Here is a 14,386-nt window from a genome sequence, read left to right on the forward strand (position 1 = left end):
CATGCCTACCGTATCCGGTAAGATCTTGTCGGTCGAAGAGGAGACAAAGCTCATCCAGCCGATCGACAGCTATGTAAGCGAGATCCAAAAAAAGGTCGATGCCCTGCGCGCCAATGGCACTACGCGCATCGTTGAGCTTCAGAGCAGCATCGATGCCGCCAAGAGCGACCGCGTGCTTACCAAGGACGAGCGTGACAGCCTCATCAATGGCTACAAGGCTCAGATGGAGAAGGCCAAGGAGGTTGAATCCCAGAATAAGGGCAAGGTTAGCGAGCTGATCGCCGATGCCGAGAACTATTTGAAGGCCCATTTCGAGACCGAGTACTTGGCTCCTGTCAAGGCAAGCTGTGCTGCCGAGCGTGAAGCAGCCAAGGCCGCATATCAAAAGAGGCTCGCTGAGCTTGAGAAGGAGCATCAGGCCAGCATTGCCGGCATCAGTGACCAGGCAGAGATCAAGGACGAGAAGTACGTCTACAAGAACAAGCAGTTCGATGCCAAGGTGACCTATCAGCAGGAGCTGCAGCAGATCAAAGATCGCGAGCACGAAGCATTTGCCTACCGTTATCACATGATCGACCTGCTGCGCATCGGAAAGTTCACATTTACCGAGAACCTCGCTCAGCGTTGGGAGAACTATAAGTACACGTTCAACACGCGCACGTTCCTGCTCAACAACGGCTTGTATATCGCTATTGCGCTGGTCTTCATCGCGCTGTGCGCCATTACGCCCGCGGTCAAGGGCACGCAGCTGCTCACGATGCAAAACGTGCTGAACATCTTCCAGCAGGCATCTCCGCGTATGTTCCTGGCTCTAGGCGTTGCGGGCCTGATTCTTCAGACCGGTACCGACCTGTCGATTGGCCGTATGGTCGGTATGAGCATGGTTGCCTCGACTATCATCATGCACGCCGGTCCTAACACCGGTACTGTCTTTGGCGTTGCCTTCGATTTCTCCACCATGCCCCTCGTTGCCCAGATCCTTCTGGCACTCGTCGTATGCATTGTTCTGTGCACGGCGTTTTCGGCTATTGCCGGCTTCTTTACCGCTAAGTTCAAGATGCACTGGTTCATTTCGACGATGGCAAATATGCTGGTGATTTTTGGCCTCGTCACCTATGCCACCAAGGGCGTGTCGTTCGGTTCGATCAATCCTAAGATTCCTGCGATGGTGACCCCGCGCGTCGGTGGTTTCCCGACGATCATCTTGTGGGCTGTCGCCGCTATCGTGGTTGTATGGTTTATCTGGAACAAGACCACGTTCGGCAAGAACATGTTCGCTGTCGGCGGCAACCCCGAGGCTGCTTCCGTCTCCGGCATTAACGTTTTCGCCGTTTCCATCGGTGCTTTCATTCTCGCTGGTATCCTGTATGGCTTTGGTTCTTGGCTTGAGTGCATCCGCATGGTCGGTTCTGGCTCTGCTGCTTACGGTCAAGGCTGGGAGATGGACGCTATTGCTGCGTGCGTCGTTGGCGGCGTCTCGTTTACCGGCGGTATCGGTAAGATTTCCGGCGTGACCGTTGGCGTGCTGATCTTCACCGCCCTGACGTACGCACTTACCATTCTGGGTATCGACACCAACCTTCAGTTCGTGTTCTCCGGTCTGATCATTCTTGTTGCCGTTACCCTTGACTGCCTCAAGTACGTTCAGAAGAAATAGCCCCTTGGCCCCTGTTCGTTCGACTCGCGAACAGGGGCCCCTTTTTATGCCAAGCGTTTATGCTGATACCTGCACGAAAGGTGTTCCCATGAAAAAAGTTGTCGTGTGCTGCACGATGAGCGTCACCTCAAGCCTTTTGGTGATTAAGATGCGTGAGATTATCGAACAACGCGGCCTGGATATCGACATCGAGGCGCTTCCTGCGAGCGATGCCGTCAATGAGATTTCCAATGCAGACTTGATTATGCTTGCTCCCATGGTTAGCGATGCTAAAGAGGCATTTGAAGGAGCCGGCGCGAAAAAGGTTGTGGTTATCACATCCGATAACTATCTCAACTATCGCGCATCTGACGTTCTTGACCAGGCGGTTTTGGCCCTTGACGAATAGGGAAGCAGGGCTGTTCGCGTTTAGTGATTGATTTTTAAGATAATGATTGTGCTGGCCCGCGCGTATATCGCGCGGGCCTTTTTGATGCTGCAAAGACCGATGGATTTGTGCGGTGAGGCTTTTGGCGCTTGCGTTTTGCAGGTTACAGATAGCGCAATTAGGCCAGAGCGGCTGCTGCCTCCATGGCGTTTGCTTCGGCAAGCATGTTTATCGCGGCGTTGCTCTCGTCCTCGAGGGCGGCGAGACCGCGGTAGAGCCAGACGTTGATGTTTTGATGTGTGGCCTCTTTAGTCTGAAGCTGACACGCCACATCCGCGAGACGGGCGAGCAGCTCCTTTTTTGAGCTGGAGAACTCCTTGACGTTGGCGACGGAGTGTACGGGCACGCCGCGTTTCTCACTTACGTGGTCAATGAGCCCGCAGATCGATTCGGTTTTCTCGTTGAGCTCTTCATCGGAGAGTCTGGCCTGGAGCGAGGCGAGGCCGTCGATGACGACGGTTGCGGGATGTCCACAGGGGATGAAGTCTTCAATCTCATCCATGGCCTGGGAAATCGTTCCACCAAGGCCGACGAGTGCTCCGGCGAGTCGGGCGTTTTCGTTTTTCATCATTGGTATCCAATCTAGGGGTTAGGGCCTAAACGGTTGTTTGATAGAGTAGCTATTCTTCGCATGGGAGCAAACTTGTTCATATTTTTGTCAACAAGTTCTCGCAGGCTCTTCACGAAATGGCACTGTTATATTTCAAATTTGTTAAGAACGTGCTGGTCCAGAGGCTGGGCGGACGCATGTGTGATCTGACATGCGATTGAGGCGGCGTACAGTCGATACAGAGTACAGTCGAGACAGAGTGCGTTTCAAGCCAACGTGCAATCGAGCCGGTGTGCGTTCGTACCGGTGTGCGCTCGAGTCGGTGGCTCGCAGCAGAAAATGATTGGCGGTAAATCGAACATTTTGTGATAAGTGGCGGTAAGTAGTGCATTTATGTGCGAAATCTTGCCCCGAGACGTTTCGAAAACCGCCACTCGTTTGGGAGCGTTCCATACTTGAGTGGCGGTGTTTCGTACGTAATGCGATAGTTGTTGTTTCTCATGTTTGAAAAACCGCCACTCGACCCGCGGCGGTGCCGGGACGAGTGGCGGAAATACGCGCACAATCTCGCTCAATCGCTTTCGCTGCCATCTGGGTTCGAAGAGCTGCCATGCTTTTGCAGTTTGACGATCGATGTAGGCCCGCCCGCCATCCTCATCGCCAGAGCCGCCACGCATTTGCAGCTCAGATACGAACGGGCGAGAGCGCTGCCGGGGACGGTCGGCGCTGCCGGGGACGGTCGGCGTTGTCGGCGCTATCCGATAAACGAGCGGATTGCCTCGAGTTGTCGTTGCGCTGCCTGCCTGCCCTGGATATACAGGTCGAGGAGCTTGGACGCATCGCGTTCAACGTGCTTGACGGTGACAGGCTTTGCGGGCGCGATGACGAGTGCACGGCCCTGGCGCTCGTACTCCCAAATGTGTTCGCGCTGCTCGTTGTAGCGATCGTGGCGCGTGGCGATGGCGTCGAGGAGATAGGGGTACTCGGCATAGCGAGCATTTGCTGCCGGCATGAACTCGTAAGAGCCCTTTTTGTAGTTACGATCCTGGGTGAGGATTACGATTGCGCGATCGAAGCCGGCATCTTCCAGCACGTGCTCCACAGGCACGGAATCGGCGACTCCGCCATCAAGGTAGAGATGCCCGTTGAGTTCGACAATAGGGGTGACAAGCGGCAACGACGTGCTGGCGCGTACGGCGTCCAGGTCGAGGGTCGCATCCTTGACGGGGAGATAGTCGGCGGTGCCAAAAACAATATCGGTGACAGCGACGTAGAGCTCGAGGGGGTTGGCCTTAAACGTCTCGTTATCAAAGGGGTCGATGTGATCCTGGATGTCGTTGAATAAGAAGTCGTAGCCCACCATGCTCCCGCTTTCGGCAAAAGACTTGGTGCCTACGTAACGCGAGTCGCCGCAAAAGGCGAGGTTCAGGCGATTGCAGCGGCCAATTTGCTTGGATTTGAAGTTGACGCCGTTAAGAGCACCGGCAGATACGCCATAGCAGGCATCGACTGTGATGCCATTCTCTAAGAAGACGTCGAGCACGCCGGCTGTAAACTGTCCGCGGAAGCTGCCGCCTTCAAGTACCAAAGCGGTCTTTCCCGCGTTGTTTGCTTTTTCGCTCATCGTGGCCCCTTTCGAAGTCTGTATCGGGCAAGGTGTGTTCCTGGGACTTCTTCTACCACAATGGGACGTTCTCAAACCAACTTGGGTAAATCTCAGAGCAATCTATTCGGCGAATCGCTTTGATTGTTCCGGGCGATAAGGCTCGGCGATGACCTAAATGCACCAAGCTCGATCTGTTGAGCTATAACCTCTCTAACTTGGAGTTCGAGAAGCAAATCAAGAATAAAGCCAATTGAGGCTGCCTTGATGTTTGCACTTCTTGATGGGCAGTAGAGAAGTGAACATCGACGGCACATGAATAGCATGGCGCTCAACGTGGTAGAATACAGGTCCGCGTTGAGCGCGTGTTCTTTGAAAAGGTCGATGTTGCTGCCGTAGTTGTGATGTGCAGCAATGCCATGACCTCTCGATTGAGGGGGTGACTGGTTTCGACACGATAGCCTTGAGAGAGGAAGCAAGCCGAGGTCTCCTCGCCTCGTAAAACAGGGGTACCGTCAAATTGAATTGACAACAACACTTCTTATGAGCCCATGGCTCTCGCTGCTTAATTTATAGCTGGCGCGTCAACCCGGTGATTTCCCCGACACCGGTGCGACGTCATTTTAGGGGAATGCTCCTGCGCACGTAATCGGTATGGCGCGGGCTAAGACCGAACCGGTTGGGACGCTGCGAGCGTGTCGCTGCGCGCAATGCGTCCGAGATTAAATCAGCGACTGAGCTTGGAGATGCCGATCAGGGGGCTTTCGTGGACCGGAGTTCGATTCTCCGCACCTCCACCACATGGAACAAGCAGGTAGATATGGGTATCTACCTGCTTTTTTATTGCTGTTAAGTCTTGCGGAGAATCGAACTCTATGCAGGGCGCGAGCGTAAAGAAAACGCGGAGCGTTTTTAGCGAGCGGGCAAGGACGGCGATAGCCGGCCGCAGCCGGTGCGGATTCGCGTAAGCGAATGCGCGGGATTCTCCGCACCTCCACCACATGGAACAAGCAGGTAGATATGGGTATCTACCTGCTTTTTTATTGCTGTTAAGTCTTGCGGTGACAAAAACAAGACAGGTTTACTTTGTCACATAGGGTACCTAACAAAATGCACCCCCGGTTACGCGAGCGCTCTCCGGGTGTTGAATATAAGAAAGAAAAACGGCGGAAAAGCCTGAAATCCAGGCTTTTCCGCCGTTGCGTACATATTGATATGTGTGACCGCTGCGAACTAGTCTAGGTAGCGCGAAAGGAACTCGCGCGTGCGGGGGAGTTTGGGCGCGGTGAACATCTCGTCGGGGCTCGATGCCTCGGCAATGACGCCCTTATCCATAAAGACGAGCTCATCGGAGACGTTGCGGGCGAAGGCCATTTCGTGCGTCACGACAACCATCGTCATACCGCCTGCGGCAAGATCTCGCATGACGCTCAGTACCTCGCCGGAGATTTCGGGATCGAGCGCGGACGTGGGCTCGTCAAAAAGCATGAGATCGGGCTGCATGCACAGGGCGCGGGCAATTGCAACGCGCTGCTTTTGGCCACCAGAAAGACGGGCTACATCGGCGTGTGCAAAATCGGCAAGACCCACGGCTTCGAGATGGCGCATAGCCGTCTGCTCGGCTTCGTCTTTGCTCATTTTCTTGAGCGTGACGGGAGCGAGCGTGCAGTTGTCTAGTACGTTCATATTGTTGAAAAGATTGAACCCCTGGAATACCATGCCGATTTTCTCGCGCAGCTTGTTTACATTTACGTGGTCGGCGGCGAGGTCTGCTCCATGGAACCAAACATGGCCGGCATCGGGGGTTTCCAGCAGGTTGAGACAGCGCAAGAGCGTCGACTTACCCGATCCAGAGGCGCCGATGATGGTAACCACCTGGCCGGGCATAACCGAAAGCTCGATGTCGCGCAAAACAACGTTGCCGTCAAAAGATTTGCGCAAGCCTTCAACGCGAACGACGGGTTCGTTTGCAGAAGGCGAGAAAGAAGTTGCGTCCAAAGCCATGACTAGGCCTCCGTTCCAAGAGAAAGGGGCTTTGCGTCCGAAGTGCTGCCAAGGGGCTTGCTCTTAACGTTGAGGCGACGTGACAGACGTCCCAGCAGCCACGATGCGATGGCAGTCATGATGAGATAAGCCACAGCGGCGACCAGATACGCATTGAGCTGTTTGTAGTAGATGCCCGCAACAGTGCTTGCGGCAAAGGTGAGGTCGAACACGCCGATGACGGAAAGAACCGAGGAATCCTTGATGTTGATGACGAGTTCGTTGGAAAGACCGGGGATGGCAAATTTAATACCCTGGGGGAAGACGACCTTGATCATTGCCTGCCATTGCGAAAGGCCAAGCGAGCGCGCTGCTTCCATCTGACCCATGTCGACCGACTCGATGCCACCGCGCAGTACTTCCATCATGTAGGCGGTGGAGTTGAGCGAAACTACGACAAGGCCTGCGGTGAAGCGAGACCAGATGTTGTTGACCTCGGTAATGCTAAAGCCAAAGCTGCTCACAACGGCGATGCCCAAGTAATAGATAATGACGCCCTGCACGAGCATTGGCGTGCCGCGCACGATGGTGGAGTAAAACTTGGCAAAGCCCACGCCAACCTTCTTAAGGAAGCGTGTGAAGTCGTTATCGGACCGATCGATTTCCATGATGCGGATGGCAACCAGCAAAATTGCCAGGAAAAATGCGATGACCGTACCAAAGACGGCGAGCTCGATGGTGGTGACGACGCCGGCGATATAAGTTTGCTTGCCCTGCTGGAACATATAGAGCACCTGAACGAGCATATCCTTGGGCATAGAGGTTGCGCTGGCTGCGGTTGCCCATGCAGAGGCAAATCCCAGGACAACGCGATCGACGACGAGTACGGCCACGATCGCCCAGATGACATACGACCCAAGACGAAGAGCGCGGACGACGCCCGGTTTGGTAAAGGGTGCCGTTTGTGCATAGGTCTTCCAATGCGTGAATTTAAACACCAACGCCACGGCAGAAAGAACGATCCAGGCTACAAGCAGGTAATACATCACGAGTTCAACGGTGAACGCGTGGGCGAGAAAGCTCATAGGGGAGCGGGGTTGGCTGGAGAGCATCATGCCGATTGCAGCGAACGCAGAGGTGCCGAGCAGCACGTAGCGATGATCGCGGCGGGTAAATGAGGCGATGCGTGAGAATGCGGACGCCATAATAATCCTTAGTGTAAATCAAGAAAGGGCGAAGATGCGATTTTCGCCCTTCAGCGTACATGCAGTATGCGGCGATTAGGCCGGCTGGCGATCCATGCAGTCCTGCCAGATCTGCAGGCGCTCTTTTTGCGAGATATCGCTGATGATCTTATTGAGTTCGTCGAGGATGTCGTCTTGGCCCTTTGCGATGGCGGCGTTGTCGGGGTTGCTCGGATCGGAGAAGCCCTCACCGTCGGCCAGCTCGACCTTCTTGAGGTCGGGGTAGTTTTCAAGCAGGTTGGGCAGCGACATGGAGGAGAAAGTGATGGCGTCGCAGGTGCCGTTCTCGATGCCGTCGACTACAAGCGGCACGGTAGCAACCGGCGTAAGGTGATTGACCTCGGGAATCTCGTCAATGAGCTCGTCGTAGAAAGTGTCCTTCTGGCCAAGGACGGTGGCGCCGGTGAAGTCGGAGAGTTTAGTGGCGTTGGCGTACTTGGAATCTTTCTTCACGACCACGATCACTTCGTCATCGATATAGGAATCGGTGAAGTCGGCAGACTGGGCTCGCTCGGGCGTGACCGACATGCCAGCGCAAATGATGTCGATGGTGCCGTTGCCAAGAGCGTCGACAAGCGCGCCAAACTCCATCTTGACGGCGACGGGCTCCATGTCGAGCGCCTTGGCGATTCGCTTGGCGATTTGCACGTCATAGCCATCGGCATAGGCGCCCGAGACGTTCTCGATGGGAATTGTAGTGTCAGATTCAGCAGACTCCTGCCAGTTGTAGGGAGCGTATGCGGCTTCCATGCCGATGCGCAGGGTCTTGCCGTCGCCGAGCTTGCCGACGGCTTTCTTGGAGGAGCTGGATTTAGAGGAACCCGTGTTGGAGCCGGTGGTTTGTGCAGCAGGGCCGCAACCGGTAAGGAACGTTGCACCCGCAACGGTGAATGCGGTGATGCCGCTGAGTTTGAGGAAATCGCGGCGTGAGCATGCGCGCCCAAACGCGCCGAAGTTTTTCTCCATGATGAGAGCCTCCAAAAAAGTTGTGTTACCCCTTCCGCACGACGCAACCGGAAGAGACTCATTCTCTTCCCCCTTGCAACCTAATGCGAGAAAGTTACGCGCGCTAATCAACTAGAATACGACGAATGGAGCCGCTACCTGCAAAAAAGCACAGACGGAAACAATGCAGAAACGTTAGGCGCCGTGCCAGGTGGTCGTAGCACCAAGAATAACCTGTCGTTTTGGCACGTGGGGTTCGTGCGGTAGACGCCGGCGATTAAGTGGCTACCAGCCGAGTAGTGGTTTTGGTGCGCTTCCGGGTTCGCTATTTCCGGTTTGCGTGGCGGCGTGTCCTGTTGAGTGGCGGTTTTTGGTGCATTTCTAATCGAGTGGCGGTTAATCGTGAGTTTGGGGAGGCGAATCGTTCTCAAAACGTCGGATTATCCGCCACTCATTTTGGAATGCACATTTTACCGCCACAGGTTGGCCTAGTGGCGAGTGCGGGCGGCGACCGAAGGGCGCGTCGGGGGGAGGAAAGAATCTTGTCGAGGGGCGAAAAAGCCGCCAGCGGGCGCGCCGGTGACACGAGGGGGTATGGCGAGGTCGTTGAGCGCATTACAGAAGAAGTCGTACTTGGCCGGGTAGCCATGATCGCTTGCATCCTATGGGCAAAATGCGGGCATCATCCTTCATTTTCATGGCCAATGCCTCGGTGGGCACGGCACTTATCAAATCGCAATCGCGCCCGTGTTGATATTCTCCCCTGTACCAGTGCGACCACTGCTGGCTATGCGCGTTTTTCTGCGTTGATCGTGCACTGAGACAATCGTCTCAAACCTTTATTGGAACGTGTGTCACCTGGTATGGCTGCCCCCTTTTCTAAACAATCAGGCTAAGGGCGTCTGGCAAAAGAAGGGAGCTCACTATGAGCAAGAAGATGAGGGGATTTGCCATGATGGCGATCGTCTTGCTGCTGGCTCTGCCGGCGCTGGCGATAGGCGCTATCCCAGACTCAAACGCTTCTCCTGCAAGCGAAGGGGGAGGGGCACAGACGACCATAAAGGTCGACCCCGATACCCGCGACCGTTGGCGCCACTGGGCGGCGGGTGGCGGTGACGAGTCGCACATCTCGACGCAAAACATCGGGCGCATCTGGACCGACAAGACCGTCCGGGTGGCGGATGACGAGAAGTCCGACTTCCTAACCACACTCTCGGTCATGTCATCTACCTCCGACACCACCACAGCTGAGGTCAAGCCCCTCGACATCGTATTGGTGCTCGACGCGTCCGGATCGATGGACGATGCGATGGGCGGCCGCGACAGCACTAAACGCATCACGGCACTCAAGAGTGCTGCCGGTGACTTCATCGACACGATTGCCAAGCAGAACGAGGGCCTTCCCGCCGAGAAGCAGCACAAGGTTGCCATCGTCAAGTTCGCGGGCAAGAAGTCCAGCAGCGTGGGCAACGGCACCTACCGCAGCGAAGGCTATCGCTACAACTACTCGCAGGTCATGAGGGAACTCACGCCCTGCGATACAAGCCTCAAGAACACCGTCAACTCGATCAGCCCCGCAGGCTCCACGCGTGCCGACTTTGGTCTTCAGCTTGCGCAATCTCAGCTCGCGAGCAATGGACGCGCGGACGCAAAGAAAGTCGTCGTCTTCTTTACCGACGGTTCTCCTACGAGCACTAACGGATTCGAGAGCCGAATCGCCACGAGCGCTGTTACGTCTGCCAAGGCGATGAAGGATTCCGGTGCCACCATCTACACCATCGGCATCTTTAACGGGGCCACGCCCACAGACGATCCCACGAAGAGCGGCACGAGCGAAGAGAACAGATTCATGCACGCGGTGTCGAGTAACTACCCGCTCGCTACATCATATGATGCAGGATCGCTTGGCTTGCGTGCGCAGAACTCCAACTACTACCAGTCTGCGGCCACGGCCTCCGAGCTCGAGAAGGTCTTCAGCGGCATCTCAAGCTCTATCACCACGGGGACGGGCTATCCCACCCACATCGAGGACGGGTTCGGCCCGCATGAGACCGGCTACATCACGTTTACCGACACGCTGGGCGACTTCATGCAGGTTGACAAGTTCCACAGTGCCCAGATTAACGGCACGTCCTTCTCGGTCGCCGGTATGTCCACCGAGGGCAACACCGACACCTATACGTTTGAGGGTACGGCAAAGGACCTGGTCGTTACCGTCGAGCGTGCGGACGCGACGAACCCGCGCTAGGGCGATAAGGTTACCGTCAAGGTGCCGGCATCACTCATCCCGCTGCGCGAGTACAAGATCGATAAGGCAAAGGGCACCTTTGAGGTGGCGGACATCGATGCCGTCAAGCCTCTGCGCGTGACGTATGCTTCGAGCGTCAAGGACGTTGTGCGCGACAACCTTTTCACGCCCGCAAACGTCGCCGGGCTCACTGACTATATCGATGCCAACGGGGATCACGACGCCAACACGGTGAGCTTCTTGGCTAACAAATGGTCCGGCGGAGACCTGGGCGATACGCATGCCAGCTTCCGTCCGTCTTCTGCCAACAGCTACTACTATCTCCAGAAGGTGACGCCTCTCTACACTGATGAGGCGTGCACTCAGCGTGCAACCGGGAGCCTCGAAGACGCCGCGACGTACTACTACAAGGACGAGTACGTTATCCGTGGCGATGACGGAAAGCCAAAAGATGCCTACACCGCGGTTGCCATCGACGGCAGCATGATCTCGAGCTTTGAGGGGGCCCTTACCTCCGACGGCACCGGCTATGCGCTTGCCAAGGGCACCGCGCGCCTGCTCTTCATCGACCAGCTTCACACCGAAAAAAGCGTCGTGGGTGGCAACGTCACCGACACCGCGCGCGACGTGCTCAACCCCGAGTGGAATGACAGCTCGAGCCTGGCAGGCGCAACGCAGGTCAACGCCCATCTGGGCAACAACGGCATAATTACGTTTGGTTTAGGCACCACGCCCGCCAAGCTCGATACCAAGGCGAACTTCGGCTTGACCAAGGTGCTCGAGGGCCGCGCGTGGACCGATGCCGACAAGTTCACGTTCGAGATTGGTCTCGCGTCCGGTGACCGCGATGCCCAGACTATGCCTCAGACAAGCGTTACCTTGACTAAGAGCGACGCAGACGGACAGGGTCACGCCGCCATCGACTTCGGCACCATCGCGTACACCAAAGCTGGCACCTATGTCTACGAGGTAGTTGAGAAGGCCGGCGATGCGAGCGGTATCGCCTACAGCACCAACCGCGCTAGGATCACCGTGTTGGTTACTATCGATAAGGCCGGCGTGCTCTCTGCAGCCGTCACCAAGGTCGAGAATCCTACATTTACCAACACGTATACCTCCGAGTTGAGTTATTCTGCCGCCGGCGGCCTTGTTATCACCAAGACGCTCAACGGCCACAGCATGGCTGAGGGACAGTTCACGTTCACCGTGACGCCCACCGACGCCGCCTCCGCCAAGGCGCTTGGCCTGTCGGAGGGCGACAACACGTTCGTGACGCCAGCTGCTGCCGATGGCGCGACGGTATCCATCGATATCCTCGGCGGGCGTGACGTCACGTTTACGCAGGCAGACGCCGGCAAGACCTACAGCTATACCGTTAGCGAGAAAAATGGCGGCGCCCCAGGCTATACCTATGACACCTCCGTGCGTACGGTGACCATTGCCGTGACCGACGACGGCGTGGGCAAGCTTACGGCCACCACGACCGTTACCGGCGGTGCTGAGGGCGACAAGACCTACACCTACGTCACGGGCGAGACATCCGAGACGGCAAAGGTCCCGTTCGTCAACAGCTACTACGCCTCCACCAATGACCCGGGCGGCTTGAGTGCAGCCATCATCGCCACCAAGAAGATTGAGGGGCGCCCGCTCGCTGATGGCGAGTTCACATTCCATCTGGCCTATGCAGGCACCACTACTTCCCTCCGCACGGTGCGCAACAGCAAGGACGGCACCGTTGACTTTGGGACCTTCTCTTATGACACCGCCATGTTGGCAGACCTGGTCGACAGCGGCCGCGCGACCAAGAGTACGAACAAAGACGGCAACTTCGTGTGGACCGTTGAGTACGTGGCATATGAGGATGAGGCTAGCCTGCCCGCGGGCGTGAGTGCTGGGCTTGCGAGCTTCACCGTGATCGTGCGCATTGTTGACAATGGCAACGGCAGTCTTGAGGCGACAGTACAGACTAAGGGCGAATGCGTATTCCGCAACGTGTACTCCACGGGAGATCCAGTGACCATGCGGCTTAACGGCACCAAGTCGCTGACCTCGGCCGATGGTCTCACGCCGGCGAGTATCGCGGGCAAGTTCACCTTTACCGTGAAGGGCGAAGACGGAGCGCCTATGCCCGAGCGCACGAATGCAACGAACGATGCCGACGGCAACATCGACTTCGGTGGCATCATTTTCACCCTCGCGGACCTCAACCGTGCCCTTGGCGACAATGGCACGACGGGTGAGGACGCTTCGGAACTCGATGAGGCAGCGACCGATGATGAAAGTGACCAGGCGCTTGACGGAGCCGATGGCATTGCTGCAAAAAGCGCGCCTGCAGGGGACGATACGACGTTCGATCTCGGGGGACCCGTGGCATCGGGCGAGGCTTCGGTGACCGACGCTCCTGCTACCGATGAGGGCGGTGGGGACGTGGCGCCGGCTCCTGTCGAGGAGTCCGGTCCCGTTGGCGATACGATTATTGAATCCGATGGACCCATGCTGCTCGGCATGCCTGAAATCGAGACTGTGGCGTATAAGATTGCCGACACCGCAGCACCTGCGGCGACTAAGTCCCGCTCCCATACCTTTGTCTACACCATCGAAGAGAGCGGAAGCGCCCCCGGCGTCGCCAACGACCCCGCGAGCACACGCACGGTTTCTTTTACCGTGACCGACGACGGAGCAGGACACCTGACGGTCACGCGTAACCCCGCAGAGGGCCCGGCCTTTACGTTCACCAACAGCTATGGCGTGAAGCCTGTCACGTCGAGCGTGACCGACCAGCTCGAGGCTACCAAGGTGCTTGAGGGCCGCGACCTTGACGCCGGAGAGTTCACGTTCGAACTCGTCGAGGGCAATACCGTGGTGGCGAAGGGTACCAACGCCAAGGACGGCAGCATCACGCTGAGTCCCATCACATACAACAAGCCCGGCACGCACACGTATACCCTCCGCGAACGCGGTGCGGGAACGCACGATCGCGGCATGACGTTTAGCGGTGCCTCCTATATTGTGGTGACCACGGTTAGCGACAACGGAAACGGCACGCTTTCGGTGAAGCATGCGTTCGAAGACGCTCAGACGGCGACTTTCACCAACGTCTATCGTGCTGCCCCTGCGAGCGTCAAGATTACGGCGATTAAGACGCTTGTCGGGCGTGACCTTAAGGACAGCGAATTTACTTTCGCGCTTACGGGTGAGGGCGATGCGGCGGATATAAGTCGAACCGCCAAGAACGATGCGCGCGGTAACGTATCATTCGATGAGCTGACGTTCGAGGCACCCGGTACCTACACCTTCAGGATTGCCGAGGTCAAGGGTACCGAAGAGGGAATGACTTACGACGAGAGCGTCTATACGATCACGGTCACCGTTGTTGACAACGGAGAAGGTCAGCTCGAGGCGTCCCTCAGCTACACCAAGAATGAGGAGGCTGTCGAGGCGATTGAGTTCTGCAATACCTTCACCGAGCAGAAGACTCCCGAGAAGCCCTCGGTAAAACCGGATACGCCCATACCGCCTACCACGCCCAAGGGACCCGGCAAGCCAGGCAAATCTGGCGGCGTCGTCACTCGAAGCTTCCTGCCCCAGACTGGTGACACCGCTGCGGTGGCCATGGTCATCGCAGCAGCACTCGCCATCGCGGGAATCGCCTTCATCGCCTACGGACGGCATCGGCGCTAACGCCTTGCGCGATACGACGTAGCTTCGCCCACTCCCCTCAAGGGCCCG

The 14,386-nt window shown here is 56.8% G+C and carries 9 protein-coding genes and 1 other RNA gene; 5 read left to right on the plus strand and 5 right to left on the minus strand.

The window, feature by feature from the left end:
- Position 1: 1 nt before the first annotated feature.
- Positions 2–1,657 carry an ABC transporter permease subunit gene (locus tag HF320_RS01675; protein WP_169276783.1) on the plus strand — a complete coding sequence of 552 codons (1,656 nt, stop codon included), beginning with the start codon at positions 2–4 and terminating at the stop codon, positions 1,655–1,657.
- 88 nt (positions 1,658–1,745) lie between these two features.
- On the plus strand, positions 1,746–2,045 hold the full coding sequence (locus HF320_RS01680) for a PTS sugar transporter subunit IIB (RefSeq protein WP_169276784.1): 300 nt from the start codon (positions 1,746–1,748) through the stop codon (positions 2,043–2,045).
- A 157-nt stretch (positions 2,046–2,202) separates the two neighbouring features.
- On the opposite strand, the gene HF320_RS01685 is transcribed toward HF320_RS01680, so the two are convergent.
- Complete coding sequence (locus HF320_RS01685; RefSeq protein ID WP_169276785.1) at positions 2,203–2,655, minus strand: hypothetical protein; 453 nt, start codon at positions 2,653–2,655, stop codon at positions 2,203–2,205.
- Positions 2,656–3,388: 733 nt separating this feature from the next.
- Positions 3,389–4,258: a patatin-like phospholipase family protein gene (locus tag HF320_RS01690; protein WP_169276786.1), complete on the minus strand. Its 870-nt coding sequence runs from the start codon at positions 4,256–4,258 to the stop codon at positions 3,389–3,391.
- A gap of 414 nt (positions 4,259–4,672) precedes the next feature.
- Between HF320_RS01690 and ssrA the strand changes: the two genes are divergently transcribed.
- Positions 4,673–5,037: a transfer-messenger RNA gene (ssrA, locus tag HF320_RS01695) on the plus strand.
- A gap of 433 nt (positions 5,038–5,470) precedes the next feature.
- Here ssrA and HF320_RS01700 read toward each other — a convergent pair.
- From HF320_RS01700 to HF320_RS01710, 3 genes are all read right to left on the minus strand, one after another.
- A complete protein-coding gene (locus tag HF320_RS01700) occupies positions 5,471–6,241 on the minus strand; it encodes an amino acid ABC transporter ATP-binding protein (RefSeq protein ID WP_169276787.1) in 771 nt (256 codons plus the stop codon).
- 2 nt (positions 6,242–6,243) lie between these two features.
- Complete coding sequence (locus HF320_RS01705; RefSeq protein ID WP_211158910.1) at positions 6,244–7,425, minus strand: amino acid ABC transporter permease; 1,182 nt, start codon at positions 7,423–7,425, stop codon at positions 6,244–6,246.
- 75 nt (positions 7,426–7,500) lie between these two features.
- Complete coding sequence (locus tag HF320_RS01710; RefSeq protein ID WP_169276788.1) at positions 7,501–8,430, minus strand: transporter substrate-binding domain-containing protein; 930 nt, start codon at positions 8,428–8,430, stop codon at positions 7,501–7,503.
- Between the two features lie 904 nt (positions 8,431–9,334).
- On the opposite strand from HF320_RS01710, the gene HF320_RS01715 reads away from it, so the two are divergent.
- Both HF320_RS01715 and HF320_RS01720 read left to right on the plus strand, forming a co-directional pair.
- Positions 9,335–10,657: a VWA domain-containing protein gene (locus HF320_RS01715; protein ID WP_169276789.1), complete on the plus strand. Its 1,323-nt coding sequence runs from the start codon at positions 9,335–9,337 to the stop codon at positions 10,655–10,657.
- A gap of 21 nt (positions 10,658–10,678) precedes the next feature.
- A complete protein-coding gene (locus HF320_RS01720) occupies positions 10,679–14,338 on the plus strand; it encodes a Spy0128 family protein (RefSeq protein WP_169276790.1) in 3,660 nt (1,219 codons plus the stop codon).
- Positions 14,339–14,386: the final 48 nt, after the last annotated feature.

Origin of the sequence: Collinsella acetigenes (genome assembly GCF_012844445.1) — a bacterium.
Classification (GTDB): domain Bacteria; phylum Actinomycetota; class Coriobacteriia; order Coriobacteriales; family Coriobacteriaceae; genus Collinsella; species Collinsella acetigenes.

What these genes read in the sequence shown, in the direction of transcription:
- HF320_RS01700 (WP_169276787.1), bottom strand. Translation starts at nt 6,241, where the DNA reads ATGGCTTTGGACGCAACTTCTTTCTCGCCTTCTGCAAACGAACCCGTC.
- HF320_RS01690 (WP_169276786.1), bottom strand. Translation starts at nt 4,258, where the DNA reads ATGAGCGAAAAAGCAAACAACGCGGGAAAGACCGCTTTGGTACTTGAA.
- HF320_RS01715 (WP_169276789.1), top strand. Translation starts at nt 9,335, where the DNA reads ATGAGCAAGAAGATGAGGGGATTTGCCATGATGGCGATCGTCTTGCTG.
- HF320_RS01685 (WP_169276785.1), bottom strand. Translation starts at nt 2,655, where the DNA reads ATGATGAAAAACGAAAACGCCCGACTCGCCGGAGCACTCGTCGGCCTT.
- HF320_RS01710 (WP_169276788.1), bottom strand. Translation starts at nt 8,430, where the DNA reads ATGGAGAAAAACTTCGGCGCGTTTGGGCGCGCATGCTCACGCCGCGAT.
- HF320_RS01680 (WP_169276784.1), top strand. Translation starts at nt 1,746, where the DNA reads ATGAAAAAAGTTGTCGTGTGCTGCACGATGAGCGTCACCTCAAGCCTT.
- HF320_RS01675 (WP_169276783.1), top strand. Translation starts at nt 2, where the DNA reads ATGCCTACCGTATCCGGTAAGATCTTGTCGGTCGAAGAGGAGACAAAG.
- HF320_RS01705 (WP_211158910.1), bottom strand. Translation starts at nt 7,425, where the DNA reads ATGGCGTCCGCATTCTCACGCATCGCCTCATTTACCCGCCGCGATCAT.